A 26,984-nucleotide genomic window follows, 5' to 3' on the forward strand; every position below is an offset into this window, starting at 1 on the left:
TGCATCGAAGAGCCAAGGGCGTCGATACAATACGACGCCCTTTCTCTTTTCCGAAGGATGACGATGAACCGCTCCGTCCTCGCGCTCGCCGCATCGCTCGCACTTTTCTCCGGCGCCGGACTCGCGCACGCGGAGGAAATCGCGAGCGTCAACACCAACTTCCGCTTCACCGGATCGGACCGCGTGACCGTCGATGCGTACGACGATCCGCTCGTCCAGGGCGTCACCTGCTATGTGTCCCGCGCGCGCACGGGCGGCGTGAAAGGCACGCTGGGCATCGCCGAAGATCCGACCGAAGCGTCGATCGCGTGCCGCCAGGTCGGGCCGATCAAGATCGCCGAACCGCTCAAGCAGAAAACCGACGTGTTCTCGGCCGGCATGTCCTTCATCTTCAAGACGCTGCATGTGGTGCGCGTCGTCGATACGAAACGCAATACGCTCGTCTATCTGACTTACAGCGACCGCATCGCGACCGGCAGCCCGAAAAACAGCGTGACGGCGGTTCCGATGCCCGAGGGCACGACCATACCGGTGAAGTGACACGCAACTGTCCGGCCGGGCGCGAAGCAAAGTTGTAAACTGGGCGATTCCGCTTATCTCAGAATTGCTCGATCATGCACGCCGACCGTTTCCGCAATGCCGCACGCTACTGGCGCTCGCCGCTCGTGCCGGACGCGGACATGGTCACGGCCGAATACTACGATCACGAATTCTCGCCGCACTGGCATGACGCCTATACGGTGCCCGTGATCGAGGCCGGCGCGGAGTGCTTCGACTATCGCGGCGCGCATCACGTCGCCGAAGCCGGTTCGGTGCCGGTGATCAATCCCGGCGAAGTGCATACCGGCGCGCGGGCCGTCGATGCGGGCTGGCGCTATCGCGTGTTCTATCTGCCGGTGCCGTTCGTCGAAACTCTCGCGCGCGACCTGTCGGGGCGGCCGGAATCGTCGCCGTGGTTTCCGGATGAAATCATCCGCGATCCCGATCTCGCGCGGCGTTTGCAGATCGCGCATCGCCTGCTGGAAAACGGCGCCGACCCGCTCGCCGCGGAACTGGCGCTCGTCGATGCAGTGACGACGCTGCTCGGACGCCACGCGCTCGAACGTCCGCGCATCGCGCCGCTCGCCGCCGACGCGCACCGCGTCACGACGATGAAATCCCGCCTCGCCGAGGATCTCCTCGAACCCGTCACGCTCGCCGAACTCGCGCAGACGGTCGGTCTCTCGACCTTCCACGCGGCGCGCCTCTTCACGCGCGAAACCGGTCTTGCGCCGCATGCGTGGCGCAATCAGCTGCGGATCGTGCGCGCGCTGCCGGCGTTGCGCGCGGGCGCATCCGTGACGGATGTCGCGGCGGCGAGCGGTTTCACGGATCAGAGTCACTTCACGCGCCATTTCAAGCGCACGTTCGGCGTGCCGCCCGGCCGCTGGCGTTAGGCGGTCCGGCCTCGGGAAAGCGCAAGAACGTACAAGCATTCTCATCGACGTTTTGCGTATCCTCGCTTCCATAGGAGGAAATCTTGAAAGCAACACCTTTGCGCGAATTCGCCGCCGGCGCACGCGACACCATCCCGATGATGATCGGCGCCGCGCCCTTCGGCGTGATCTTCGGCACGCTCGTCACCGCAAGTCCGCTCACGCTCTGGCACGGCCAGTTGATGTCGCTCGTCGTGTTCGCGGGCTCGGCGCAGTTCATCGCGGTCGGCCTGATCGCGTCGCACGCGAGCTTCGCCGTCATTCTGGCGACGACGCTCGTCGTCAATCTGCGTCATGTGCTCTATTCCGCGACGCTCGCGCCGTATGTCGCGCATCTGCCGCGCCGCTGGCGCTGGGCGCTCGCGGGCATGCTCACCGACGAAGTTTTCGCCGTCGCCTACGCGCACTATCAGAAGCGCGCGCCGGACGAGATCGGGCCGCACTACTTCTTCGGCTCCGGCGTCGCGATGTATCTGAACTGGCAGTTGTGGACGCTCCTCGGCCTCCTGTTCGGCGCCGCGTTTCCCGGACTGAAATCGCTCGGGCTCGACTTCGCGATGGTCGCGACGTTCATCGCGATCATCGTGCCGCAGCTCGTCGCCGTGCGTTTCGTCGCGGCGGCGCTCGCATCGGGCGTGCTGTCGTTCGCGTGGCAAGGCTGGCCGTACAAGCTCGGCCTGCTCGCGGCGGTGTTCGTCGGCGTGGCCGTCGGCATGGTGCTCACGCTGATGGCAAACCGTCCGCAAGCGAAGGGCCACGCGAAACATCGTCTGAAGAACGCGAAGGAGCGCACGCAATGAACTACGTCACGCTGATCTTCGGCATGGCGGCCGTTACGTTTGCGATCCGCGCCGCCGTGTTCGTGCTGGGCGAACGCCTGCCCTTTCCGCCGATCGTCCGCACCGCGCTTTCGTTCGTGCCGGTGACGGTGCTCACCGCGATCATCGTGCCGATGACCGTCTCGCCGCACGGTAACGGCGCGGAAATCACCTGGCGCAATCCGCAGCTCGTGGCTGCGATCGTCGCGATCATCGTTTGCGCGTTCACGAAACGGCCGCTTTTGACGATTGCCGTGTCGCTCGCGGTGTTTTTCGCGTGGCAGTTCGCCGTGCTGCGCTAAACGTTTTCTCTCCATCAGCCGTTAAACGGCTTTCAAAGAGCATCGAAGAATCCTCAAGTTCCCGAAGCGCGCGCCGATAACAGAAACGAATGGACTCCGCCTGAGACGCGGCGCCGACAGCTTTTCCCGCCTTCGGAGATCGAAGGCGGAACCGGGAACCAACATGCGTCAAATCACCTTATCGTTACGCGACGAGACCATCGCTTCGCTGCAGCGCGATTTCGAAGCGTTCACGCGTCTGTCGCTGAAGCTGGATCCGCAATTCGTCACGCCTTCGTTCGAGGACTTCCTGCGCGCGAAGCTCCTGGACAACAACACGCCGCTCACCGAGCAGGCGGTGCAGCGCATGCTCACGCACGGCCAGTACGCGTGGGCGAAGCGCGCGCTCGACAAGGAGTTTCCGGATGTCGTCGAGATCCTGATCCGGCAGGCAGCCGAGCACGGCTTCGCGTTCGCGATCCGCGCGGACTGGACCGCCGAGGATCTCGTCAAGGCGTCGCGCGCGTGGGCGACGGCGATCGTCACCGAAGCGGACGGCGACGTATCGCAAGTCGACATGCTCGCCTCGCAGATCAAATCGGCGGCGGCGGATATTCGCGAAGTCGAGGAAAAGATGCAGACGCCCGCATGGCGTCTCGCCGATTCGCTACGTCAGCGCGTGTATGAAACCAAAATTTCGGTGGAGACGAGCATCGGTTCGACCGCGCGCGAGAAGCTCGGCGAACTGCGCTGCCTGCTGCGGCTCGGCATCTTCTATGGCTCGATCCAGAAGCAGGAAGCGCAGCAAGTGCTGGAATATCTGCGCTCGCTGCGGCCCGAGCTTTTCGTCGAAGAGCCTTACGACGGCTACACACGCTTCGCAGCATGGCTGCGCAGCATCTTCTCGCCGTCGCCGCGCGCGCCGCGTGCATCGCGCGCGCAGCGCTGAGATTCAGGTCAGTCCCACATTCCCTTTAGGCGCGCCGCGATATCGATCTTCGCTTTCGCGGCCGCAGCCAGCCCCGCCGCCGTCGGCGCAGCGGGCGCGATGACGGGCGGCCACGCGGCCGCTTCGAAGTTCTGCATCAGATGCGGCGGAATGAAACGCGTGCGCTGCGCCCATACGTGACGGTCGCCGAGATGCGTCTGGTTGTACACGTAGAAGCGCTGCGGCGTGATGATGTGCAGGTCTTCCTTCGCGCGCGTCATCGCGACGTATAACAGCCGCCGTTCCTCGTCGAGTTCTTCGTCGCTGCCCGTGCCGAGATCGGACGGAATGCAGCCGTCGACGCCGTTCAGCACGAACACGTTGCGCCATTCCTGGCCCTTCGCCGAATGGATCGTCGAGAGAATCAGATAGTCTTCGTCGAGCAGCGGCACGCCGGATTCGTCGCTGGTCGCGTCGGGCGGATCGAGCGTCAGTTCGGTGAGAAAGCGCTCGCGCGTGGGATACGTCGCCGCGATGCTTTCCATCTGCAACACGTCGCCGATGCGGATCGCCGCGTCCTCGTGATTGCGTTCCAGATGCGGCTCGTACCAACGCCGGATCATTTCGAACTCGGCGGGCCAGCCGGAGTCGCGGCCGCAGAGCTTCGCCATCAGGCCGACGAAACGCGGCCAGTCCTCCGACGCGCGCGCGGGCGCCTGAAACGCGGCGATCGCATTCGACGCCACCGCGTCCGGCGCGCTCACGCTGTCGAGCAGGCGCCCGGCGATCGCCGGTCCGACGCCCGGCAACAACTGCGCGACGCGAAAGCCCGCGACGCGATCGCGCGGATTCTCGGCCCAGCGCAACACCGCGAGCACGTCCTTGACATGAACGGAATCGAGAAACTTCAGTCCGCCGAACTTCACGAACGGAATGTTCCGGCGCGTCAATTCGATTTCGAGCGCCGCGCTGTGATGCGCGGCACGAAACAGCACCGCCTGCGCCTTGAGCTTCATGCCGCCTTCGCGCGCTTCGAGCACTTTTTCGACGACATAGCGCGCCTGATCGGCTTCATCGGCGACGGCAACGACGCGCGGCTTTTGCGCCGATGCCTTGTCGGTCCACAGATTCTTCGTGTAGCGCTCGGTCGCGAGGCCGATCACCGCGTTCGACGCTTCGAGAATCGGCAAGGTCGAACGATAGTTGCGGTCGAGCGTGACGGTCGCGGCGGGCGGATCGAAGTGGCCGGGAAAATCGAGGATGTTGCGCACCGTCGCGCCGCGAAACGAGTAGATGGATTGGGCATCGTCGCCGACGACGGTAAGGCCGCGCCCGTCCGGTTTCATCGCGAGAAGAATGGATGCCTGCAGACGGTTCGTGTCCTGGTATTCGTCGACGAGAAGGTGATCGAAGCGGCTCGCGAGATCGGCGGCAATCGACGGCTCCGCCGCGAGATGCGACCAGTAGAGCAGCAGATCGTCGTAATCGAGCACGCTTTGCGCCTGTTTCGCGCTGACGTACGCGGCGAAGAGGCGCTTCAGGTCCGCTTCCCACTCGCGGCACCACGGATACGACTGATCGAGCACGGTCGCCAGGGACGCGCCGGTGTTGACGACGCGCGAGTAGATCGCGAAGCACGTCGATTTGGCGGGAAAGCGCTTTTCCTTCGACGACAAACCGAGCTCGTGCCGCACGAGGTTCATGAGATCGGCCGAATCCTCGCGATCGTTGATGGTGAACGACGGCGCGAGCCCGACGAGATCGGCGTAATCGCGCAACAGCCGCGCGCCGACGCTATGGAACGTGCCCGACCACGACAAACCCTGCGCGATTGCGCTTCTCGTGCCGAGCGCGTTCATTGCGATGCGCGACACCCGCCGCGTCATTTCGAGCGCCGCGCGGCGCGAAAACGTGAGCAGCAGGATGCGATGCGGATCCGCGCCTTTCACCAGCAGATGCGCGACGCGATGCGCGAGCGTGTTGGTCTTGCCCGATCCCGCGCCCGCGATGACGAGCAGCGGCCCGCCCGCGCGCCCCGGTTCGTCGACGCCGAATTCGACGGCCTGACGCTGCGCCTCGTTGAGCTTCGCGAGATAGTCGGCGACCTGTTTCGTGGTGGATTCGTCGGCGGTGTCGGGGAGCGTGAGCACGGGAGAAAGGCGGCGGGAAATGAGTGACGCACACTGTATATCCATACAACCCGCACGCGCAAGCCTTTGGCTCGACAAGGGTTTTGGCCCCAAATGCAACGAGCCCGGCTCGCACGGAACCGGGCTCGCATCGCTGCAAAAGATTTGCGTCAGTCGGCCTTCTTCGCGTTCTTGAGCTTCGCTTCGGCGGCGGCTTCATTGGCGTCCGATTGCGCCTCGGTCTTTTTCTTGTCGGCCTTGGCTTGCGCGACGGCCGCCTTCTTGTCGGCCTTGCTCTGTTCCTTCGCGGCCTTTTGATCGGCGGCAGTCGGCGTATCCGACGTCGTCTGTGCGAACGATGCCGCGCTCGCGCTCGCGAACGTCCCCGCGATCAGCGCGGCCAGCAGTGCATGAGTTTTTCGATTCATGGTCTTCTCCCTTGTTCGATGCCGCGAGCCGCGCCAAACGCGAGCTCGCGGCGATTCCCGGTTCGCCCGCTTAATGCTGCAAGCCGGTGTCCTTCGGTGCGTTCGGCTCGGTCGCGTTCAATTCGGCCTTGGCGGCGTCCTTGTCCGCCTTGCGATTGATCTTCGCGTTCTTCACCTCTTCCTTGTACTGCGCCTTGGCCTGCTCGGTTTGCGCCTTCAATTCGGCCTTCGACGCCTTCTTCGACGCGCTGTATTCGGCGTTCGCCTTCGCATTGGCATTGCGGCGCTCGACGAGCGGATCGGTCGGCGCGGGCGCGACGAGGTTCTGCGGCGGCGGCGTCATCGGCTGTTGGGCTTGCATCGGCTGCACTTGCGCTTGCGTTTGCGTCTGCACCGGTGCGGACTGGGTCGCGGTTTGCGCATAAGCGCCCGAAGCGGCGAAAGTGGCGATGGCGGAGCCGATCAAAAGGATTCGTGCGCGAGTCATGAGCTAGTCCTCTTTTTAGTTGGCGTCGGCGGCGCTCTTACGACGGTGAAACGAGCGATCCGCGCGACTTTTGTCGATTGGAAAGATGACCGAAGCTGCATCGATCAAATGGTCGGACCGGCGGTCAATCGGGCAAGTTCGCGAAAATCAGTCACTGTTACCGACGGTTTCATCTGGCTACATTTGCCAACGAGCGCGCTTGCGTGGGGATTTCCGGTCCTCGCGATCCCTGAGCACGGCGCATGCCCGGCGTGGTTTATCATTGAGCCCTTCCCGCATTCCCGCCTTGCCCGCCTCATGCCGCCACTCCAATTCACCCTGACGGGCGACTTCATCGAACTCCACAATCTGCTCAAGCTGATGGGCCTCGCGGACAGCGGCGGCTCGGCGAAGGCACGCGTCGCAATGGGCGATGTCACCGTCGACGGCCAGGTGGAACTGCGCAAGACCTGCAAGATCCGCGCGGGTCAGCGAGTGAAGCTCGACGGCCAGACGATTTACGTGCGCGCGCCCGATTAAGCGCGCGGCGATTTGCGCGCACACGCCGCGCAATTGCGAAAATCCGGGCATAAGCAAACGCGTCATCGACATGCCGCACGCGACGCAATAAGCTGACGGTCTGTTCTTTCGTTCTGGTTTCAGCGTCGGTTCCCGTCAGCGCGTTTGCGCTTCGATCCTTGCCCCCTCGCGTTCCAGTCCGGCCGCACTCATTGCGGCCTTTTCGTTTCGATCCGATCAACATGCAACCGCCAGTCACGCGCGCCGCGCGCGCGCATCAAGGACCGCCGAGCCTCTCGCGTCACGCCGTCGACACGGCGCGTCTCGCCGCGCCGCTTGCCATCGCGCAGCTCTCGCAGATGGCGATGGGCGTCACCGACACCATCCTGCTCGGCTCGCTCGGCCCCGATGCCCTCGCCGCGGGCGGCCTCGGCGCGAATCTCTTTTTCGTCGTCGTGACGCTCCTGCAGGGCGTGCTGACGTCCGTTTCCGTGTCGGTGGCGCATGCGCGCGGCGCGAATGCCGATCATCGCGTGCCAGGCATCTACTGGACCGGGTTCGTGCTCTCCTTGCTGCTCGCCGTGCCCGCGTTCGTGCTGCTGAGCTACGCCGAACCGATCCTGCTCGCGTTCCACGAACCCGCGACGCTCGCGAAGAACGTCGGCGAATACTGCGCGGTGCTGCGCTGGGGGACGCCCGGCAGTCTGATCGGCGTCGGGATGATGCGCGCGTTTCTGCCCGCCATTGGCGCGGCGCGCAGGCTCTTGTGGATCTCCATCGGCGGCGTGTTCGTCAACGGCTTTCTCAACTACGGCCTGATCCACGGCGCGTACGGCCTGCCGCGCGAAGGCTTCCTCGGCTCGGCGGCGGCGACGACGATCACCGTATGGGGCATCGCGATCGCGCTCGTCGCGGTGCTGCATCTGCGGCCGCGCTACCGGCATTTCGTCGCGCGCGCGCGCCCGCGCCTGCCGCTGATGGGCGAACTGTTCAGCATCGGCTGGCCCGTCGCGATCACCTACGGGGTCGAATCGACGCTCTTTCTCGCCACCGGCATGATGGTCGGCCTGCTCGGCGAAGCGCCGCTCGCCGCGCATCAGATCGCACTCAACGTCGCGTCGGTCGCGTTCATGGTGCCGCTGGCGATCGGCCAGGCGGCGAACGTGCGCGTCGGCTACTGGGTCGGCGCGGGCGTGCCTGTCGCCGCGCGTCACGCGGGCTTCGTCGCGCTCGCGCTCGGCGTCGGCTTCATGATGTGCTCCGGGCTCGTGCTGATCGCCGTGCCGCGCGCGATCGTCGGGCTGTATCTGCATCTCGACGATCCCGCCAACGCGCATACCGTCGCGCTCGCGGCGTCGCTGCTCGGCGTCGCGGCGGTGTTCCAGATCGTCGACGGCATGCAGACGGTCGGCTCCGGCTGCCTGCGCGGCCTGAAGGACACGCGCATTCCGATGCTCGCCGCCGCGTTCGGCTACTGGGGCGTCGGCTTTCCGACCGGCTATGTGCTCGCGTTCCACTTCGAACTCGGCGCGAAGGGCCTGTGGTGGGGCCTCGCGGCCGGGCTCGCGAGCGTCGCCGTGCTGATGACGCTGCGCTTCCATCGCATCAGCCGGCGCTTCATCGAAACCGGCATCACGCCACGGCCGGACGACGCCGGCGCCGCGAGCGCCGCGCCGCACGGTCACGTCTGATAAGCACACGATCCGCGCGCCGATTTGCATAGCACGAATGCTTGGTTGGGCCGCGCGGCGCGCATTGCTACGATGAACCCGTCTCCTCCTTGAGACATCTGTGACAGGGGTTGTAGGCCCGCTCTAGCCAGCGGGCTTTTTTTCGTCCGTACGCCACCGCCCAGTGCAACGTTCGGCACTTTCCCGATTTCCCATAGAATAATTTCGAGATCCGGCGCGAGTACGCTCCTTGCTACTTTCGTGCTGAAGACCGAAAACGCGAAAACGTCGCCGAGCGCTTCACGAGCGGCGACCAGAACGGGGAATCGAAGTGTCGGAAAACCGGGGATTGCGGGAAATCGCGCGCCGCGACGCGCGCGCACGAACATTCGGCGCCGCCGTGCGCAACATCGCCGTCATCGTGACGATGACGACGCTCGTCGCCGCTTGCGAGACGCGCCCGCCCGCGACGGCGTTCGACCGGCCGGAGAGCCACGCGCTGGCATCGACGGAAACGACGCCCCTCGCGACCGCCCTCGCGCCGCTGCAAAAACGGCATCCGGACGAGTCGGCGGTGCGCCTGCTGCCGACCGGCACCGACGCGCTGCAGGCGCGCATCGCACTCGCGCGCGCGGCGACGAAGACGCTCGACATGCAGTACTACATCGCCAACGAGGACAACACCGGCAAGCTGCTGCTCGGCGCGGCGTTGTATGCGGCGGATCGCGGCGTGCGCGTGCGCATGCTCGTCGACGATCTGAACTTCAAGGACATCGACCAGATCATGGCGGCGCTCAATTCGCACGACAAGATCGAGATTCGCGTGTTCAACCCGTACGGCAGCGCGCAACGCAGCTTCTCCGAGCGCACGCAGAATTTCTTCACGAATCTCAGTCACTTCACGCGCCGCATGCACAACAAGGCGATGATCGCGGACAACCAGATCGCGATCGTCGGCGGCCGCAATCTCGGCGACGAGTACTTCAGCGCGAGCCCGACCTTGCAGTTTCGCGATCTCGACGTCTTCGCCGCTGGTCCGGTCACGCAAGAAATATCCGCGAGCTTCGACGATTACTGGAACAGTTCGCTCGCGTACCCGCTGCGCGCGCTCAACAAGCAGAAGTTCGACGCCCGCGAACTCGACAAGACCCGCGACGACTTGCGCAAGCACTGGCGCGAGCAGGCCGATCCGCTGAACGCGAAGCCGCTCAATGCGACGCCGCTCGCGCAGCAGATCGCGCGCGAGGAAATGGGCCTCGTGTGGGCGCCGACGGAGTTCCGGGTCGATTCGCCATCGAAGATCGAGCATCCGAGCGACGACTACAAAAGCCCGCCGATGGAGCGCCTCGTCGCTCTGCTGAAGGACGCGCAGAGCGAATTCCTGATCCTGTCGCCCTACTTCGTGCCGCACGACGCGGGCGTGAAGGCGCTCGCCGGTCTGACGAAGCGCCGCGTGCGCGTCGCGGTGCTGACGAATTCGCTCGCCGCGACCGATGCCGTCGCCGTGCAGGCGGGCTACGCGCCGTATCGCATTCCGATGCTGCAAAACGGCGTCGAACTGTACGAGTTCAAGCCGATTCAGGTCGAAGGCGAAAGCAGTCCGCGCGCGGGTCTCTTCGGCTCGCAGTCGCGCGCGAGCCTGCACGCGAAGGCCTATGTGATCGATCGGAGTATCCTCGTGATCGGCTCGATGAATCTCGATCCGCGTTCGGCGAAGCTCAATACCGAGCTCGCGCTCGTGATCCACAGCAAGCCGATCGCCGAGGAAGCCGCGAAACTCTTCGAGAACGGCATTTCGCCGAAGGTGAGCTGGCAGGTGCAACTGGCGAGCGCGGCGGTGACGGAGGAGCTTCGGCGCACGGGCGCGCCGCAGTCGGGCCTCGTCTGGATCACCGAGGAAAACGGCAGTCTCGTCACCTACAATTTCGATCCCGAGGCAGGTCTTTATCGCAATGCGATGACGGGCCTCTTCATGATGCTGCCCGTCGACAAGCAGCTTTGATCCAACTTCGTAAGGAAACTCACGCCATGTCACACGATGCGAAGGGCGACGTACGGATGGAGAAGGACACGTTCGGCGAGATCGCCGTGCCGAACGACAAGCTCTGGGGCGCGCAGACGCAGCGCTCGCTGCAAAACTTCAAGATTTCGACGGAAAAGCAGTCGCCCGAGCTGATCACCGCGCTCGCGATCATCAAGCACGCCGCCGCGGAAGTGAACGAAGGCCTGAAGGTGCTCGACTCGAAGAAGGCGAAGGCGATCGTTCAGGCGGCCGAGGAAATCATCGACGGCAAGCATCCCGACGAATTTCCGCTCGCCGTCTGGCAAACCGGCTCGGGCACGCAGACCAACATGAATCTGAACGAGGTGATCGCCAATCGCGCGAGCGAAATCATGGGCGGTCCGCGCGGCGAGGAGCGCCTCGTGCATCCGAACGACGATGTGAATCGCGGCCAGTCGTCGAACGACGTGTTTCCGACCGCGATGCACGTCGCCGCGGCCGTGGCGATCAAGAAGCATCTGCTGCCGTCGCTGAAAACGTTGCGCGATACGCTCGACAAGAAGGCGAAGGCGTTCGACAAGATCGTGAAGATCGGCCGTACGCACTTGCAGGACGCGACGCCGCTCACGCTCGGGCAGGAGTTTTCGGGATACGTCGCGCAGCTCGATCAGAGCATGAAGCACGTCGAGGCGACTTTGCCGCATCTGTATCAGCTCGCGCAGGGCGGCACGGCGGTCGGCACGGGGCTGAACGCGCATCCGGAATTCGCGGTGAAGGTCGCGCAGGCGATCGGCAAGCTCACCGGCCTGCCGTTCGAGACTGCGCCGAACAAGTTCGAGGTGATGGCCGCCGCCGATGCGCTCGTCGCCGCGCACGGCGCGCTGAAGACGGTCGCGGCGAGCCTGATGAAGATCGCCAACGACATCCGCTGGCTGGCGAGCGGACCGCGCTGCGGGTTGGGCGAGCTGTCGATCCCGGAGAACGAGCCGGGCAGCTCGATCATGCCGGGCAAGGTGAACCCGACGCAATCCGAAGCCGTCACGATGCTCTGCTGCCAGGTCTTCGGCAACGATGTCGCGGTGAACTTCGGCGGCGCGAGCGGCAACTTCGAGCTGAACGTGTTCCGGCCGATGATCGCGCACAACGTGCTGCAATCGGTCCGCCTGCTCGCGGACGGCGCGCAGAGCTTCAACGATAACTGCGCGGTGGGCATCGAGCCGAACGAGAAGCGCATCGACAGTCTGCTGAACGAATCGCTGATGCTCGTGACGGCGTTGAATCCGCATATCGGCTATGACAAGGCCGCGCAGATCGCGAAAAAGGCGCACAAGGAAGGCACGACGCTGAAGGCCGCCGCGCTCGCGCTCGGTCACGTGACCGAGCAGCAGTTCGATGAATGGGTCAAGCCGGAGGAAATGGTGGGAAAAAGGTAAGCGCGTTCTTGCCCGAAGAGCGGCGGGTTACACCTTCCCCGCCGCCACCTCTTCCGGCTTCAGCTCGACGATTGCATCGAGCGCGTCCTTCACGTCCATCGCGTATTTCGCGAGGCGCTTTTCCTCTTCCGTTTCCGGCACGAACGCAGGCACGGGCGTCGGCTGGCCTTTTTCATCGACGGCGACGAAAACCATCAGGCAATCGGTCGTCTGCTGAAGCTCGCCGACTTTCGGATCGCCCGCATGCACGGAAATGTGGATGTGCATGCTGGTGCGCCCCGTCGTCACGACGCGCGCGCGCAATTCGACCAGATTGCCGACGAGAATCGGCCGCCGAAAACGAATGTTGCCGACGCTCACCGTGACCGCATAGCGCCCGGACCACATCGCGGCGCAGGCGTAGGCGGTTTCGTCGATCCATTTCATCAGCGCGCCGCCGTGCACCTTGCCGCCGAAATTCACCGAAGTCGGCTCGGCGAGAAAGCGGAAAGTGGTTTCCGCACGGCTTTTCGGGACGGCTGGAATGGGGGATGAGGTCGGCGTATTCATGGGAAGCCCGTCTGATGCGGAAAATGAATGCCGATTATAGGGTCGGCAATATTCAATCGTGGACGGTGATGCCCTGATCGATCGTGCCGTACATCGTGATGCTGCCGCCGCTGCCCACCGCCGACGACGGCGCGCCCGCGCAGCCCGCGCAGAGCACGAGAACGCCTATAGCGCTCGCGAGAATGAATCTGGCCATGGAACTCTCCCTGCTGCCTCGAAATGCCAGCGGTCATTCTAGCGCCGCGCCTCGCGCATCGACATTTCGGCGCACGGTGAAACGTCGGTTGCGCGATCGCGCTACAGTGGGCGCATCGACTACTTCGCCCGATACGGAAATCGCCATGAACCCCGCTTTCGACGACGCCGATTCCCGCGCGCGCCATTTTCCCGGCCTGTCGCGCATCGGCGCGCTGATCGCGGATCCGGGCCGCGCCGCCATGCTCTGGTCGCTGATGGACGGCACCGCGCGCCCCGCCGGCGAACTGACGATGATCGCGGGGCTGTCGCCATCGGCGGCAAGCGGGCATCTCGCGCGGCTGACCGAAGGCGGACTGCTCGCGCTCGAAGTGAGCGGACGGCATCGGTACTACCGGATCGCGACGGCGGATATCGCCGCGGCCATCGAAGCGCTCGCCAATCTCGCGCGGGCGAGCGCGCCGCAGCGCGCGCCGGAACGGCCGCCTTCCGCCGTGCCTGTCGAAATGCGTTTCGCGCGCACCTGCTACGACCATCTGGCGGGCGAACTCGCCGTGCAGCTCTTCGAGCGGATGATCGCGCGCAACTGGCTCGCCGCCGCCGATCGTCACGACGCCGCGCACGGCCCCGCCGCGCTCGACGCCACGCCCGAAGGCGCGCAGGCGTTCGCCGAACTCGGCATCGATCTGAAGGCGCAGCGCGCGCGGCGGCGACGGTTCGCGTGCACCTGCATCGACTGGAGCGAGCGCCGGCCGCATCTGGGCGGCGCGCTCGGCGCGGCGTTTCTCGACGCGTGCGAGTCGCACGGCTGGATCGAGCGCACGGCGAAACGCCGCGTCCTGCGCGTGACGCCCGCGGGGCATCGGCATTTCGAAGGCTTCCTGTCCGCGCGATAAAGCTTTGTTACGCGCGCCTGCGAGCCGTTACAAACGGCATCGTACGGATACAGGCGCCGGCGATACATTGATCCGACAGGTCTCGCGAACTCAGTGCGCCGAACGGAACGCACGCGCGGCCGCCGGAGAACGTAATGAAGATCAAGATCGCCGCTTTGTGCGTGCTTTTGTCGGCATCGGGGCTTAACGCGTTTGCGGAAACCAGACAAGGCGATCCGCCCGGACGCATCGCGCGGCTCAGCTACATGGCGGGCACGGTGACGACCGAGGCAGCGGGCGCATCCGACTGGTCCTACGCGCAGATCAATCGTCCGCTGACGACGGGCGATCAACTCTGGAACGACGAGAACGCGCGCTCCGAACTGCATATCGGTTCGACGGCGGTGCGGCTCGGGTCATCGACGGCGCTGTCCGTCCTCGCGCTCGACGACAACACCGCGCAACTCAAGATCGCCCAGGGCACGCTGTCGACGCGCGTGCGCGAACTCCCGCCCGGCACGACCTACGAGATCGACACGCCGAACACCGCGCTCGCGATCACGACGCCCGGCGAGATGCGCGTCGACGTCGCGCCCGATGGCCGCGCGACGACCGTGACGGTGCGAAGCGGCGGCGTCACCGCGTACGGCGACGGTGGCTCCGTGCAACTCGCGGGCGGGCAGCAGATGACGTTCGAGGGCACGAATCTGCAGCAGGCATCGGCGAATGCGGCGCCCGCGCCCGACGCGTTCGATGAATGGGCCGCCGGGCGCGACGCATCCGAAGATCGCTCGATTTCGGCGCGATATGTATCGCGCGACGTGCCCGGTTATCAGGATCTCGACGCCAACGGAACGTGGCGCAACGATCCGTCGTACGGGCCGGTCTGGACGCCGACCGCCGTGTCCGCCGACTGGGCGCCGTATCGTCAGGGACATTGGGCCTGGCAGGATCCGTGGGGATGGACATGGATCGACGACGCGCCGTGGGGCTTCGCGCCGTATCACTATGGCCGCTGGGCGTATATCGGATCGCGATGGGCGTGGGTGCCCGGCCCGATGGACGTCAGCGCGCCGCCCGCGTACTCGCCTGCGCTCGTCGGTTTCGTCGGCGATGGCGATGGCGATGGCGGCCCCGACTGGAACGTCGCGCTGACGGTCGGCGGCATCGCGGCGGCGGGCGTCGCGTGGTTTCCGCTCGGACCGGGCGAAGCGTGGCGTCCGCATCGGGATGGCTGGAGTCCGCGTTATTTCGAACGCGTGAACCGCAATGTCTATGTGCGCAATACGTACGTCAACTATCACGCGCCGCGCGGGCTGACGGCCGTGCCGACGAACCTGTTCGTGCTTGGCCAGCCGGTCGGACGTCAGCCGTACGCGGTCGATCCGTCGCGCTGGCGCCATCCGCGCTTCTTCGCGGGCGCACCGGGCATTGCGCCGACGCGCGACAGCTTCGCGCCCGGTGGGCGACGCGCGAGTTATCAGCCGCCGCAGGCCGGATTCGGACGACCGGTGGTCGCGACACGCGCGCCCGTCGCGCCGCCGGCTTTTCATGACCGGTACGTGCAGCAGAATCGCGATCCGCGCGGCGGGTACGGCGCGCGCAACGAACAGGTGCATCTCGTCGCGACGCATGGACCGGCGCGGTCGGTCATCGCGGGCGGCGCGTTGCCGGCGCCGGTTCCCGCTCAGCCTGCGCAGCCGCATGGCTACGGCGTTGCGCATCCGCCGCAGGCTGCGCAATTCGGCGCGAACGATCCGCGCTTCGCGCATGGGGATTCATCGCGCGGACATGCCGTTTCGCGCGAGCCGCGCGCGCCGCAGCAGGCGTATCAACCGATGTGGCAGCGTCAACGCGCAAACGATGCGCCGCACGTCGATCAACGCATGCCGATGCATTCGATGCAGCCGCAGCCCAGTCACGCGTCGCCGGAGGCGTATCGCCAGGCGCGGGTCGAACAGCCGCGCCATGAGATGCCGCCGCCTCATCCGCAGCCGGAAGCGCAGCGGCCGCAGCCTCACCAGGAGCCAACGCGTCAGCCGATGCATCAGGAAGTTCGTCAGGCTCCGCCGCCGCAGATGCAGAATCGGGAGCCTCATCAACCGCAACAGCCGCAACAGCAACGTGGCGGCGGCAACGAGCACCATCGCGGTTAAGACCTCAAAAACAAAACGCGCGGCCTCGACCGCGCGTTTTCTTGTGCAAACCGACGAAACCCGGCTTATACGGCCATCGGCGCCGTGAGTGCGTCGTGATGCTTGTAGCCTTCGAGCGCGAAATCCTTCGGCTCGATCTTCTCCAGCCATTCCGGTTCATAGCGCTTCGTCACCGCGTAATCCGGCACGCGATCGGAGATGATCAGTTGCGGCGAAGGCAGCGGCTCGCGCTTCAGTTGCTCGTGCAGCATGTCGAGCTGGTTTTCGTAGATGTGCGCGTCGCCGATGAAGTACGTGAACCAGCGCGGCTTGTAGCCCGTCAGCCGTCCGACGAGATGCAGCAGCGCCGCGCCTTCGGTCAGATTGAACGGCGTGCCGAGGCCGACGTCGTTGCTGCGGATGTACAGACACAGCGAAATCTCGCGCGTCACCGCGTTCGGGATGAACTGATACAGCAGATGGCACGCGGGCAGCGCGATCTCGTCGAGCTTCGCCGGATTCCACGCGTGAAACAGAATGCGCCGGTCGGTCGGGCGCTCGATGATCGTGTCGAGACATTGACGCAACTGATCGATCGCCTTGTACAGCAGCACCTGCTCGCGCCCGTTTTCGACGAAACTCGTCACGAGCTGATAGCCGCGATTCGTGGCGTCGGCGATCTGGTCGCCCGCGCAGGCGTCGACGAGCTTGTACGCGGGCCACTTGCGCCACTGCACGCCGTAGACGTCGCCGAGATCGTCCGGACCCTGGCGATACGGATTCTCGAGCCACTCCGGATTCTCGTTGGCGTTGGCGTCCCACACCTTGCAGCCGAGCGCGCGAAAGTCCGCCGCGCTCTTCGACGCGCGCAGAAAGCCCACGAGTTCGCCGATCGCCGACTTGAACGCGAGCTTTTTCGTGGTCACGGCCGGGAAGCCTTGCTGCAGGTCGAAACGCAGCATCGCGCCGGGCATGCTGATCGTGCGGATGCCCGTGCGGTTTTCCTGCCAAGTGCCGGTATCGAGAATCGTCTGGACGAGCTCGAGATACTGTTTCATTCGATGTTCCCTGGGTACGCTGCGCGCCCTCGCGAGCGGAAGGCGTAAACGATCGATTTTACCAAGCGATGGATGCGGGCGCTTAGTGCAGCGGCACGAAAAAACGGGCGCCTTGTGGCGCCCGTCCGGTGTTCGTCCGCGACCTGACTGTCAGCCGCGCGTGGCGTGTTCCGAGGGCGCATCGACCTCGATGTGACGCATGCCATGCGCGCTCAACAGCCGATACAGCGTCACGCGCGAGATGCCCAATTCGTGCGCGGCGTCGCCAAGACGCCCGCGATGGCGCAGCAGCGCGAGTTCGATCGCCTGTCGTTCGGCGGCCTCGCGCGCCTGTGCGAGCGAGACCGGCGCGACTTCGACGTATTCGCCGAGTTCGAGATCGCGCGCTGTGATCTGACGCCCTTCCGACATCACGATGGCGCGCCGCACGCGGTTGATGAGCTCGCGCACGTTGCCCGGCCAGCCGTAGTTGTGGATCGCGGCGATCGCATCCGGCGAGAATCCGCGCAGCCGACGGCTCGCGTCCTTCTTGAAGCGGTCGAGCATGTGCTTCGCGAGCAGCTCGATGTCCTTGCCGCGCGCGCGCAGCGGCGGCTCGTCGATCTGCAGCACGCACAGCCGGTGATACAGGTCCGCGCGAAAGCGCCCTTCGATCATCGCGGTCTGCATGTCGACGTGCGTCGCGGAAATAATGCGCACGTCGACGGGCGTCGAGCCGTGTCCGCCGAGGCGCTCCACCTTGCGCTCCTGCAGGAAGCGCAACAGGCTCGCCTGGCTTTCGAGCGGCAGGTCGCCGATTTCATCGAGGAACAGCGTGCCGCCATTGGCCGCTTCGACACGGCCGATCTTGCGTTGATTCGCGCCCGTGAAAGCGCCGCGTTCGTAACCGAAGAGCTCCGATTGCAGCAGATGCGCGGGAATCGCGCCACAGTTGATCGCCACGAACGGCTGATCGCGGCGCGCCGAGCGCTCGTGAATGGCAACAGCCGTGAGTTCCTTGCCGGTGCCGGATTCGCCGGAGATGAACACGGGCGCATCGGTCATCGCGACTTTGCGGATCGAGCGGAAGAGCGCGAGCATCGCGTCGCACGAACCGACCATTTCGCCCTCGGCGCGGCCCTCGCTGCGCGCATCGTTCGACGCGGCGTCATGCAGCGAAACCATGCCGTACGCATGACCGACGGAGTCGACGATGCGGTCGTTGGACGTCGGCAGCGTCACGTAATCGAAGCAATAGTCGCGAATGAGACGCCGCACGGCAGCGTCTTCCAGTTGCCCGGCAACCGTGGCCGCGACCCAGCCCACGTTGGTCATCGTCAGCGACGATTCGAACGCCGCCAGTTCATGAGATTCGAAATGACTCGACAGATCGAGCAGCCCGCCGGTCGCCAGATCGCTGCGCAAAGCCTTGCGCGTGTCGCGCGCGTTCGCGACGATTTCGATATGCCAACCGCGCTCCTCGAATCGCGCGCACAGCGTCTCGCTTGGATCGCGAGTCACATAGATGAGTTGCCGCCGAGCGACGTCCATTATTCAGATCCTTTGTTCAACATTCGTTGAAAAGGTCACGTAGTTCAAGGCTCGCGCTACATCGCAAACTTCGTTGCCCTCGCACGTTGCTCGCAAACGTCTGGAGAGGATTTGCCATTCGAACCGTCGCCCCCGGGACACGGCGCGAAACACCACGCACCCTTCCACGAAACCCTTTATGTCTGATTCTGCGCCGTTTTTGAGAGACTACTATAACCCAGAAACCCCGGAAACAAATATCGCGAGAGTCGCCGGATTAGCCACAAAACCTTGACAGGACGGCCTTGGCAAGAATTTCTCACACGATTATCAAGGAGATTGCGCACAATTTAATAAGACAAAATCTTATACCGATTTCGCCGGAAGTTCACGTTTTTCTGCCTTCATGTTTCAGCAGTGAAACGTTTACAGCCGAATTTTTGCTGCGGACTTTCGTCGGATTTTCGCGATTCATTGCGCAGCAACGCTCTGCCGGACATGGCACGCAATTCGCTCCAATAGAACCGCGCCCGAAGGTAAGAAATACTCGCTGCCGAACGAGCGTTCATCTTTATCCCTGCATTCGACTCCCGCTTAATCGTTTTACCGAGAAAGCGATTACTTTATTTCCGGATATTTCCGTGGCGGGAATTTATTACTTGGTTATGTCGTCACGATGGCACGCGATAGTTCTTTAAGGCGCGGAGAAACAACCGACGCGCATCAAAATGGCGAGAACGCGGACGAATCCGCCGCGTCGGGCCTGCCCGACGATCGTCCGACTGGCTCGGGCGTCAGCGTGACGCTATGGGACGAGATCGCGCCGCCCCCATGGCACACGACGCTGCCGCTCGGCGACGAAGCGCCGGAGGCGTAGGCCCGCGCGGCGCGCCGAGCGCTGGCCGCGCCGCAAGCGTCGGTTAGAATCGTCACCCGGCCGCGCTGCCCGCGCGCGCCAGCTTGCCGGACTTCTATTCCATGACGACGCTGACTCTGATCGTCGCCCGCGCGCGCAATGGCGTGATCGGACGCGAAAACCAACTGCCCTGGCGCCTGCCCGAGGATCTCGCCTTCTTCAAGCGCACGACGATGGGCGCGCCCATCATCATGGGCCGCAAGACGCATGAATCCATCGGCAGGGCGCTGCCGGGGCGGCGCAATATCGTCGTGTCGCGCGACGGCACCCGGCGCTACGAAGGCTGCGATGTCGTGACGAGCCTCGAAGCGGCGCTCGCGCTCGAACCGGCGAAGGAAGCGTTTCTGATCGGCGGCGCGCAGTTGTATCAGGATGCCATTGCGCGTGCGGACAAGATGATCGTCACCGAGATCGACGCCGATTTCGATGGCGACACGCGCTTTCCGGCGCCCGATCCCGAGTTGTGGCGCGAAGTGTCGCGCGAGCCGCATCGCGCAGCGGCGCCGAACGATTTCGCGTTCGCCTTCGTGACCTACGAGCGCATCGCCTCGTCGGAATGAAGCCGGAATGAAAAAAGGCTCCGGATGCGCTCCGGAGCCTTTCTCTTCTCGACCGGCGCGGCTTACTGGCCCGCGACCGTCATCCGCTCGATCAGCACCGAGCCGATTTCCTTCGTGCCGCGCACGACGGTATCCGCGCCGATTGCCTCGATATGGCGGAACATCTCCTGCAGCGTGCTCGCCACGGTGATTTCCTCGACGGCATGCACGATCTTGCCGTTCTCGACCCAGAAACCCGACGCGCCGCGCGAGTAGTCGCCCGTCACGTAGTTCACGCCCTGCCCCATCAGTTCGGTAAGCAGGAGGCCGGTATCGAGCTTCTTCAGCATCGCTTCGAAGTCGTCCTCGGGCTTCGTGTGCGCGCTCGTCATCGTCAGATTGTGCGAGCCGCCCGCGTTGCCGGTCGTCTGCATGCCGAGCTTGCGCGCGGAGTACGTCGACAGGAAATAGCCCTGCACGACGCCATCCTCGACGACGTTACGGCGTTGCGTACGCACGCCTTCTTCGTCGAACGGGGCGCTGCCCATGCCGCCCTTTACATGCGGATCCTCGACGATCTGGATATGCGGCGCGAACACCGGCTTGCCGAGGCTATCGACGAGGAACGTAGTCTTGCGATACAACGCGCCGCCGCTCACCGACTGCACGAACGCGCCGAGAATGCCCGCCGCGAGCGGCGCTTCGAACAGGACGCGGCACTTGCGCGTGTCGAGGCTCTTCGCGTTGAGCCGCGCGAGCGCCCGCTCGGCGGCGTAGCGGCCGACGGCTTCGGGCGCCGCAAGCGCGGATGCATCGCGTTTGGACGTGTACCAGTCGTCGCGCTGCATGTCGCGGCCGGCCGCGGCGATCGGCGCACACGCAATGTAGTGACGCGAGTACGGATAGCCCGCCATGAAGCCGCGCGACGTCGCGAGCACGAACTGCGAATGCTGCGCGGAAACGCTCGCGCCTTCCGAATTGGTCACGCGCTTGTCGACGGCGAACGCTGCGGCCTCCGCGCGGCGCGCGATCTCGGCGGCCTCTTCGGCGTCGATGTCCCACGGGTGATAAAGATCGAGGTCCTGCGGCGACTTTTCCAGCAACTCGGCTTCCGCGAGGCCGGCCGCGCTGTCCTCAGCCGTGAAGCGCGCGATGTTGTACGCGGCCGCGACCGTGTCGCGCAATGCGTCGCGCGTGAAGTCCGCAGTGCTCGCGTTGCCGCGCTTCTTGCCGATGAACACGGTCACGCCGACCATCTTGTCGCGATTGTGCTCGATGGTCTCCACTTCGCCGCGCCGCACGCTCACCGACAGGCCGTCGCCCTCGGAGATCTCGGTGGCCGCATCGCTCGCGCCGAGTTCCTTCGCGTAGCGCAGGATGTCGGAGGCGATCTCCTTCAGCTCATCCTGCGTATGCGGGAAGTAGCGTTGCTTGACGTCCATGTCTGCTGCCATTTTTGGTTGCCTTTGGAAGTCGGGCGTGTCGCGCCCGCGCATGTCGTGATTGCTTCGGGATTCCCTGCCAGATGCGCTCGTCGTCGAGCATCGCAAAGCGGGACCGGCGTATCACGCGATCATAGCAAGGACGGCGTGCATTCACCCGCCAAGGTTTGTCGCAGCGCCGGCCGCGACCCGGCAAAAGCGATGCGGGCGCAAGCTACAATGTCGGGATGAACCGTAAAACCCGCATTCAACCGATCGATTCCGGCCGCGACGACGATCGCGAGGCCGACGAAAACGGCTACGACCGTCCGAGCAAATCCCAGCTCAAGCGCGAAATGCACGCGCTGCAGGAGCTGGGGGAAGCGCTCATCGCGCTGCCCAAGGATGCGCTCAAACGCATGCCGATGCCCGAGGATCTCGGCGACGCCGTGCGCGAGGCACGCCGCATCACCGATCACGAAGGCAAGCGCCGTCAGTTGCAGTACGTCGGCAAGGTCATGCGCTCGCTGACCGAAGACGAAGTCGCCGCGCTGCGCACCGCGCTCGACACCCATCGCGGCGTGAACAAGGCCGAAACCGCGCGCATGCACTGGATCGAGCGCACGCGCGAACAATTGCTCGCCGATGACGCCGCGCTCACCGAATTCATCCGCACGCATCCGGGCGTCGATCCGCAGGAAGGCCGCACGCTGATCCGCAACGCGCGCAAGGAGCGCGAGCAGCAAAAGCCGCCGCGCTATTACCGCGAACTCTTCCAGTGGATCAAGAACGCGTCGGGCGCGCAAGACGACGATGTCGAAGACGACGAGGACGATCGCGATGACGACGCGTGACGAACTGATAGTCGGACTGGTGTCGATCAGCGATCGCGCGTCTTCCGGCGTCTACGAGGACAAGGGCTTGCCGTCGCTCGTCGAGTGGCTCGGCGCGGCGCTCTCGACGCCGTTTCGAGCCGAGACGCGGCTGATTCACGACGACGCCGCGACCATTTCCGCGACGCTCGTCGAGCTCGTCGATACGGACCGCTGCGATCTGGTGCTGACGACAGGCGGCACCGGCCCGTCCCGCCGCGACGTGACGCCCGAGGCGACGCTCGCCGTCGCCACCAAGCCGATGCCCGGCTTCGGCGAGCAGATGCGCCAGATCAGCCTGAATTTCGTGCCGACGGCCATTCTCTCGCGGCAAGTCGCGGTGATTCGCGAAACGGAAGACCACGCTGCGCTCATCATCAATCTGCCGGGCCAGCCGAAGTCGATCCGCGAAACGCTCGAAGGTCTGAAAGACGCAGACGGCAGAACGAAAGTGCCGGGCATTTTCGCGGCCGTGCCGTATTGCATCGATCTGATCGGCGGGCCGTATATCGAAACGCGGCCGGAAGTGGTCGCCGCGTTTCGTCCGAAGAGCGCGATCCGCCCGCCGAAGAATTAGGACGCGGCTGCGCTCGCCGACGGAATCAGGAAATGCTGGCGGTAGTACTTGAGCTCGTCGATCGACTCGTGGATATCGGCGAGCGCCGTGTGCATCGCACGCTTCTGAAAGCCCTTGTAAATCGCCGGCTGCCAGCGGCGGCACAGTTCCTTCAACGTGCTGACGTCGAGATTGCGATAGTGGAAGAACGTCTCCAGTTCGGGCATCCAGCGCGCCATGAAGCGGCGGTCCTGGCAGATCGAGTTGCCGCACATCGGCGATTTGCCGGGCGGCACGTAAGCCCCGAGAAAATCGCGGATCTGGCGCGTGGCTTCGGCTTCATCGACCGTCGACGCCTTCACGCGCTCCGTCAGCCCCGAGCGGCCGTGCGTGTTGCGATTCCACTCGTCCATGCGGCCGAGCGCTTCTTCCGTCTGATGAATCGCGAGGACCGGGCCTTCGACCATCTTGTCGAGCGTCGAATTCGTGACGACCACCGCGATCTCGATGATGCGATCGTTGTCCGGATCGAGGCCGGTCATCTCCATGTCGAGCCACACGAGGTTCATGTCGCTGCGCGCGAGCGCGTTTTCTTCTGATTCGGGCGTGGTGGAGATGTCGGTCATGAAAAGCGGCCTGAAAGATGGGAAAGCCATGCCGCACAGTTTCTGAGCGCGCCGGCACGGCCTAGAACCTATAATTCTCGCATAGTTCAATCGGAATTCCCGGATGACCAACCTCACTCTCGCCTTCTCGACGATCTTCGTCGTCGCCCTCGTCGCGATGGTTTCGACCAAGCTGTGGCTCGCATCGCGCCAGATCCGCTACGTCGCCGCGCATCGCAACGGCGTGCCCGCGCAATTCAGCGGCACGATCCCGCTCACGGCGCATCAGCGCGCCGCGGATTACACCGTCGAGCGCACGCGCCTCACCATGATCGAAGTCGTCACGAGCGCGGTCGTGCTCGTCGCGCTGACGCTGCTCGGCGGCGTCCAGGCGCTCGATCTCGCCATTTCGGACTGGCTCGGCCGCGGCTATCTCGGACAGATCGCGCTGGTGGCGTCGGTGGTGGCGATCACGAGCGTCATCGATCTGCCGTTCGACTACATCCGCCATTTCGTGATCGAGGAAAAGTTCGGCTTCAATCGCATGTCGAAGAAGCTCTTCTTCGTCGATCTCGTCAAGGGCACGGTGCTCGCCATCGTGATCGGCGCGCCGCTCTTGCTGCTCACGCTCTGGCTCATGGATCGCGCTGGGACCTTCTGGTGGCTGTGGACGTGGATGGTCTGGGTGGCTTTCCAGCTGCTCGCGATGATCATCTATCCGACCTTCATCGCGCCGCTCTTCAACAAGTTCGAACCGCTGAAGGATGAAGCACTCGTCGCACGCATCACGAATCTGATGTCGCGCACGGGCTTCGCCGCGAAAGGCCTGTTCGTGATGGACGGCAGCCGCCGCTCGGCGCACGGCAACGCGTATTTCACCGGCTTCGGCGCGGCAAAGCGCATCGTGTTCTTCGACACGCTGCTCGCGCGGCTTTCCGGCAACGAAATCGAAGCGGTGCTCGCGCACGAACTCGGCCATTTCAAGCGCCGTCACGTTCTGAAGCTGATGGTCGTCATGTTCGGCATCAGCCTCGCGATGCTCGCGCTGCTCGGCTGGCTCATTCAGACGACGTGGTTCTACGAAGGTCTCGGCGTGCGGCCGTCGCTCGTCGGCAGCAATAACGGGCTCGCGCTCGTGCTCTTCATGCTCGTGCTGCCCGTGTTCATGTTCTTCATCACGCCGCTCGGCAGCCTGACGTCGCGCAAGAACGAGTTCGAAGCCGATGCTTTCGCCGCCAGCCAGACCGATCCGAAGGATCTCGTGAACGCGCTCGTGAAGCTGTATGAAGACAACGCGTCGACGCTCACGCCCGATCCGATCTACACCGCGTTCTACTACTCGCATCCGCCCGCCTCGCAGCGCATCGACCGCCTGATGCAGCACGCCGCATGACGCGCGGGTTCAAGCGGTCAGGTGCGGCGGCACGGCTCGAAGGCACGGTGATCGCCGCGCACGGGCGGCACTATCTCGTCACGCCCGAAGACGGCGGCGCGATGCTCCAGTGCTTTCCGCGCGGCAAGAAAAGCGAGGTGGCCGTAGGCGATCGCGTGTTCTACGAGCAGTCGTCGGCGGATCAGGGCGTGATCGTCGAGATCGGCGAACGGCGCAATCTGCTCTATCGCTCGGATCAGTTCAAGTCGAAGCTCTTCGCGGCGAATCTCGATCAACTTCTGATCGTGCTCGCCACCGAGCCGCATTTCAGCGAAGACCTGCTCGGACGCGCGCTGATCGCGGCCGAGGCGCACGGTCTGGAATCGCTGATCGTATTGAACAAGATCGATGTCGAAAGCGCGTTGCCGCTCGCGCGCGAACGTCTCGCGCCGTATCGCGAACTCGGCTACACGGTGATCGAGCTCTCGGCGAAGATGGCGCCCGGCGACGTTCATCCGCAACTCGACGCACGCCTCAAAGACCGCTCGACGATCCTGCTCGGTCAATCCGGCATGGGCAAATCGACGCTCGTGAACCTGCTCGTCCCCGATGCCGACGCCGCCACACGCGAGATTTCGTCCGCGCTCAACAGCGGCCGTCATACGACCACATTCACGCGTCTCTACGATCTGCCAGGCGGCGGCTCGCTGATCGATTCGCCGGGCTTTCAGGAATTCGGCCTGCATCATCTGTCGGAAGGCCAGCTCGAGCGCGCCTTCGCCGATTTCCGGCCTTATCTCGGACATTGCCGCTTCTACAACTGCCATCATCTGCACGAGCCGGGATGCGCGGTGCTCGAAGCCGTCGAAGCGGGAAAAATTCGCCCCGAACGTCACGCGCTCTACGCGCAACTCGTGCACGAAGCCAGCCAGATCGTTCGATGAAGCGGCTCACGCGCGCTCCCGATCTCATCACGGCGCAGCATTGGGTGAACGTGCTGTCGGCCGCGGGCGTGCCGTGCGAGTTGCACAACCGTTATTTGAATGGCGCGATGGGGGAGATTCCGGCCGATCAGTGCGCGCCGGAAATCTGGATCGTCGACGATCGCGACGAAGCGCTGGCCTTGCGCCTTCTGGAGCGCGCGAGAAAAGGGCCGGACGCGAACGCCCGGCCCTGGAAGTGCAAGCATTGCGGCGAGTGGCTGGAGCCGCAGTTCACCGTCTGCTGGAATTGCCAGACGGCGCGCGATCCGCTCGACGATTGATTACGCCAGCCACACGGCGATCGTCAGCATCAGCAGCAGCAACATCCACAAAATGACTGCCCGCCATACGAGGCCGACAGCCGATTGCAGCGTGCGCGGCGTGCAGTCGTCGCCGACGGGCAACGGACTGGCATCGCCGACGGCAAGCGCTTCGACCGAAAGCGGCTCGGCGAGCGGCCCCGCGAGACGCGCGCCCAGCGCACCGCTGCCCGCTGCCAGCAACACGCCTTCGTTTGCGTCCGGCCATTGGCGCGCGTGATTGCGCCACGCGTAAATGGCGTCCTCGAAATTGCCGACGATCGCGAAACCGAGCGACGTCAGACGCGCGGGCACCCAATCGATGATGAAGAACGCGCGTTGCGCGAACGACGAGAACTCCGCGGTGCGCTCGGGATTCGGCTTCGACCACGCGCGCGCGAGGTATTCGGCGATGCGATAGAGCACCGCGCCCGCCGGGCCGATCGGAATCAGAAACCAGAAGAACACGCCGAACACGTGCCGGTGCGATGCCACGACCGCATGAACCAGCGTATGCCGGACGATTTCGCTGACGGGCATGTCGACCGTATCGATGCCGGTCCACTCGGCCAGGACTTCCCGCGCGCGCGGAACGTCGTCGTTGTTGAGCGCGAGGTGGATATCGGTGAAATAGTGGCTGAACTGCCGGAAACCGAGCGTGAAATAGACGATCACCACGTTCCAGAAGAACGCCAGAACGAAGTTGATCCGATAGAGCACGTAATAGACGAGCCCGACGAAGAGCGTCCACGGCAGCACGACCACGAGCCACGCGACGATGCCATGCTTCTCCTTGCCGGCATCGAAACCGTGCGCGGTGGATTCCGCATGATATTGAAGCAACGCCGAAATCGGATTGTGCGGCGATAACGCGCGCATCTGCTCAATGACGAGAGCCAGCAATACGGAGAAAAAAGTCATGCGAAGCGCCGAAACGGTCGGATAGTTCGA

General features: G+C 64.5%; 28 protein-coding genes. 18 read left to right on the plus strand and 10 right to left on the minus strand.

All coding sequences use genetic code 11. The features are described 5' to 3' along the window. The first annotated feature begins 63 nt into the window (after nucleotides 1–63). The 5 genes from NCR93_RS09915 to NCR93_RS09935 all read left to right on the plus strand — a co-directional run bounded on the left by NCR93_RS09915 (nucleotide 64) and on the right by NCR93_RS09935 (nucleotide 3,523). Entirely contained in the window at nucleotides 64–540 is a 477-nt protein-coding gene (locus NCR93_RS09915; RefSeq protein ID WP_008342297.1) for a CreA family protein, read from the plus strand. A gap of 74 nt (nucleotides 541–614) precedes the next feature. Then, nucleotides 615–1,436: a helix-turn-helix transcriptional regulator gene (locus tag NCR93_RS09920; RefSeq protein ID WP_175980379.1), complete on the plus strand. Its 822-nt coding sequence runs from the start codon at nucleotides 615–617 to the stop codon at nucleotides 1,434–1,436. Nucleotides 1,437–1,573: 137 nt separating this feature from the next. Then, nucleotides 1,574–2,275, plus strand: a complete 702-nt coding sequence (locus tag NCR93_RS09925; RefSeq protein WP_239295228.1) for an AzlC family ABC transporter permease — start codon at nucleotides 1,574–1,576, stop codon at nucleotides 2,273–2,275. After that, entirely contained in the window at nucleotides 2,272–2,595 is a 324-nt protein-coding gene (locus tag NCR93_RS09930; protein WP_008342300.1) for an AzlD domain-containing protein, read from the plus strand. Before NCR93_RS09925 ends, NCR93_RS09930 begins: the two co-directional genes overlap by 4 nt. Nucleotides 2,596–2,758: 163 nt before the next feature. Then, on the plus strand, nucleotides 2,759–3,523 hold the full coding sequence (locus NCR93_RS09935; RefSeq protein WP_008342301.1) for a DUF4088 family protein: 765 nt from the start codon (nucleotides 2,759–2,761) through the stop codon (nucleotides 3,521–3,523). A gap of 8 nt (nucleotides 3,524–3,531) precedes the next feature. Here NCR93_RS09935 and NCR93_RS09940 read toward each other — a convergent pair whose 3' ends face one another. From NCR93_RS09940 to NCR93_RS09950, 3 genes are all read right to left on the minus strand, one after another. Then, nucleotides 3,532–5,652, minus strand: coding sequence for an ATP-dependent helicase (locus NCR93_RS09940; RefSeq protein WP_175980380.1), 2,121 nt, complete (start codon nucleotides 5,650–5,652; stop codon nucleotides 3,532–3,534). A gap of 149 nt (nucleotides 5,653–5,801) precedes the next feature. Continuing rightward, nucleotides 5,802–6,059, minus strand: a complete 258-nt coding sequence (locus NCR93_RS09945) for a hypothetical protein (RefSeq protein ID WP_034472671.1) — start codon at nucleotides 6,057–6,059, stop codon at nucleotides 5,802–5,804. Between the two features lie 70 nt (nucleotides 6,060–6,129). Further along, complete coding sequence (locus NCR93_RS09950) at nucleotides 6,130–6,546, minus strand: hypothetical protein (protein WP_033537095.1); 417 nt, start codon at nucleotides 6,544–6,546, stop codon at nucleotides 6,130–6,132. Between the two features lie 297 nt (nucleotides 6,547–6,843). Here NCR93_RS09950 and NCR93_RS09955 point away from each other — a divergent pair, with 297 nt between their 5' ends. The 4 genes from NCR93_RS09955 (at nucleotide 6,844) to fumC (ending at nucleotide 12,149) form a co-directional block, all read left to right on the plus strand. Next, complete coding sequence (locus tag NCR93_RS09955) at nucleotides 6,844–7,065, plus strand: RNA-binding S4 domain-containing protein (RefSeq protein WP_008342305.1); 222 nt, start codon at nucleotides 6,844–6,846, stop codon at nucleotides 7,063–7,065. A 221-nt stretch (nucleotides 7,066–7,286) separates the two neighbouring features. Further along, a complete protein-coding gene (locus NCR93_RS09960) occupies nucleotides 7,287–8,735 on the plus strand; it encodes an MATE family efflux transporter (protein WP_034472804.1) in 1,449 nt (482 codons plus the stop codon). A gap of 406 nt (nucleotides 8,736–9,141) precedes the next feature. Next, entirely contained in the window at nucleotides 9,142–10,716 is a 1,575-nt protein-coding gene (locus NCR93_RS09965; protein ID WP_034472807.1) for a phospholipase D family protein, read from the plus strand. Nucleotides 10,717–10,742: 26 nt separating this feature from the next. After that, a complete protein-coding gene (gene fumC / locus NCR93_RS09970; protein ID WP_175980381.1) occupies nucleotides 10,743–12,149 on the plus strand; it encodes a class II fumarate hydratase in 1,407 nt (468 codons plus the stop codon). A gap of 27 nt (nucleotides 12,150–12,176) precedes the next feature. Here fumC and NCR93_RS09975 read toward each other — a convergent pair whose 3' ends face one another. Both NCR93_RS09975 and NCR93_RS09980 read right to left on the minus strand, forming a co-directional pair. Then, the gene (locus NCR93_RS09975) at nucleotides 12,177–12,698 is read right to left on the minus strand and encodes an acyl-CoA thioesterase (RefSeq protein WP_033537097.1); all 522 of its coding nucleotides are present in this window, start codon (nucleotides 12,696–12,698) and stop codon (nucleotides 12,177–12,179) included. Nucleotides 12,699–12,750: 52 nt separating this feature from the next. After that, nucleotides 12,751–12,894, minus strand: coding sequence for a hypothetical protein (locus NCR93_RS09980; protein WP_167561857.1), 144 nt, complete (start codon nucleotides 12,892–12,894; stop codon nucleotides 12,751–12,753). A 145-nt stretch (nucleotides 12,895–13,039) separates the two neighbouring features. Between NCR93_RS09980 and NCR93_RS09985 the strand changes: the two genes are divergently transcribed. Together NCR93_RS09985 and NCR93_RS09990 are read left to right on the plus strand one after the other, a co-directional pair. Further along, on the plus strand, nucleotides 13,040–13,789 hold the full coding sequence (locus tag NCR93_RS09985; RefSeq protein ID WP_008342310.1) for an ArsR/SmtB family transcription factor: 750 nt from the start codon (nucleotides 13,040–13,042) through the stop codon (nucleotides 13,787–13,789). A gap of 134 nt (nucleotides 13,790–13,923) precedes the next feature. Further along, a complete protein-coding gene (locus NCR93_RS09990; protein ID WP_034472673.1) occupies nucleotides 13,924–15,924 on the plus strand; it encodes a DUF6600 domain-containing protein in 2,001 nt (666 codons plus the stop codon). A 65-nt stretch (nucleotides 15,925–15,989) separates the two neighbouring features. Here NCR93_RS09990 and NCR93_RS09995 read toward each other — a convergent pair whose 3' ends face one another. Together NCR93_RS09995 and NCR93_RS10000 are read right to left on the minus strand one after the other, a co-directional pair. After that, the gene (locus NCR93_RS09995; protein WP_008342312.1) at nucleotides 15,990–16,961 is read right to left on the minus strand and encodes a thymidylate synthase; all 972 of its coding nucleotides are present in this window, start codon (nucleotides 16,959–16,961) and stop codon (nucleotides 15,990–15,992) included. A gap of 150 nt (nucleotides 16,962–17,111) precedes the next feature. Further along, nucleotides 17,112–18,491, minus strand: coding sequence for a sigma-54 dependent transcriptional regulator (locus tag NCR93_RS10000; protein ID WP_008342313.1), 1,380 nt, complete (start codon nucleotides 18,489–18,491; stop codon nucleotides 17,112–17,114). Nucleotides 18,492–19,146: 655 nt separating this feature from the next. On the opposite strand from NCR93_RS10000, the gene NCR93_RS10005 reads away from it, so the two are divergent. Together NCR93_RS10005 and NCR93_RS10010 are read left to right on the plus strand one after the other, a co-directional pair. Beyond that, on the plus strand, nucleotides 19,147–19,347 hold the full coding sequence (locus NCR93_RS10005; RefSeq protein ID WP_008342315.1) for a hypothetical protein: 201 nt from the start codon (nucleotides 19,147–19,149) through the stop codon (nucleotides 19,345–19,347). A gap of 101 nt (nucleotides 19,348–19,448) precedes the next feature. Further along, nucleotides 19,449–19,946: a dihydrofolate reductase gene (locus tag NCR93_RS10010; protein WP_008342320.1), complete on the plus strand. Its 498-nt coding sequence runs from the start codon at nucleotides 19,449–19,451 to the stop codon at nucleotides 19,944–19,946. 62 nt (nucleotides 19,947–20,008) lie between these two features. Here NCR93_RS10010 and pmbA read toward each other — a convergent pair whose 3' ends face one another. Next, nucleotides 20,009–21,379: a metalloprotease PmbA gene (gene pmbA / locus NCR93_RS10015; RefSeq protein ID WP_008342321.1), complete on the minus strand. Its 1,371-nt coding sequence runs from the start codon at nucleotides 21,377–21,379 to the stop codon at nucleotides 20,009–20,011. Between the two features lie 215 nt (nucleotides 21,380–21,594). On the opposite strand from pmbA, the gene yjgA reads away from it, so the two are divergent. Next, nucleotides 21,595–22,200 carry a ribosome biogenesis factor YjgA gene (yjgA, locus tag NCR93_RS10020; protein ID WP_034472813.1) on the plus strand — a complete coding sequence of 202 codons (606 nt, stop codon included), beginning with the start codon at nucleotides 21,595–21,597 and terminating at the stop codon, nucleotides 22,198–22,200. Further along, nucleotides 22,187–22,795: a molybdopterin adenylyltransferase gene (gene mog / locus NCR93_RS10025; RefSeq protein ID WP_250532207.1), complete on the plus strand. Its 609-nt coding sequence runs from the start codon at nucleotides 22,187–22,189 to the stop codon at nucleotides 22,793–22,795. Before yjgA ends, mog begins: the two co-directional genes overlap by 14 nt. On the opposite strand, the gene orn is transcribed toward mog, so the two are convergent. Next, the gene (gene orn / locus NCR93_RS10030; RefSeq protein ID WP_033537098.1) at nucleotides 22,792–23,400 is read right to left on the minus strand and encodes an oligoribonuclease; all 609 of its coding nucleotides are present in this window, start codon (nucleotides 23,398–23,400) and stop codon (nucleotides 22,792–22,794) included. The genes mog and orn overlap by 4 nt on opposite strands. Before the next feature lie 103 nt (nucleotides 23,401–23,503). Between orn and NCR93_RS10035 the strand changes: the two genes are divergently transcribed. Genes NCR93_RS10035 through NCR93_RS10045 form a run of 3 tightly spaced genes read left to right on the plus strand, consistent with a single transcriptional unit; the run spans nucleotide 23,504 to nucleotide 26,015 of the window. Continuing rightward, on the plus strand, nucleotides 23,504–24,772 hold the full coding sequence (locus tag NCR93_RS10035; RefSeq protein WP_008342330.1) for a M48 family metallopeptidase: 1,269 nt from the start codon (nucleotides 23,504–23,506) through the stop codon (nucleotides 24,770–24,772). Next, nucleotides 24,769–25,695 carry a ribosome small subunit-dependent GTPase A gene (gene rsgA, locus NCR93_RS10040; protein ID WP_034472675.1) on the plus strand — a complete coding sequence of 309 codons (927 nt, stop codon included), beginning with the start codon at nucleotides 24,769–24,771 and terminating at the stop codon, nucleotides 25,693–25,695. The genes NCR93_RS10035 and rsgA overlap by 4 nt, the downstream gene beginning before the upstream one ends. Beyond that, nucleotides 25,692–26,015 carry a putative signal transducing protein gene (locus NCR93_RS10045; RefSeq protein WP_034472677.1) on the plus strand — a complete coding sequence of 108 codons (324 nt, stop codon included), beginning with the start codon at nucleotides 25,692–25,694 and terminating at the stop codon, nucleotides 26,013–26,015. Before rsgA ends, NCR93_RS10045 begins: the two co-directional genes overlap by 4 nt. On the opposite strand, the gene NCR93_RS10050 is transcribed toward NCR93_RS10045, so the two are convergent. Further along, the gene (locus tag NCR93_RS10050; protein ID WP_008342334.1) at nucleotides 26,016–26,954 is read right to left on the minus strand and encodes a CobD/CbiB family protein; all 939 of its coding nucleotides are present in this window, start codon (nucleotides 26,952–26,954) and stop codon (nucleotides 26,016–26,018) included. Nucleotides 26,955–26,984: the final 30 nt, after the last annotated feature.

This window comes from Caballeronia sp. ATUFL_F1_KS39 (assembly GCF_023630985.1).
In the GTDB taxonomy this organism is placed as follows: Bacteria; Pseudomonadota; Gammaproteobacteria; order Burkholderiales; family Burkholderiaceae; genus Caballeronia; species Caballeronia zhejiangensis.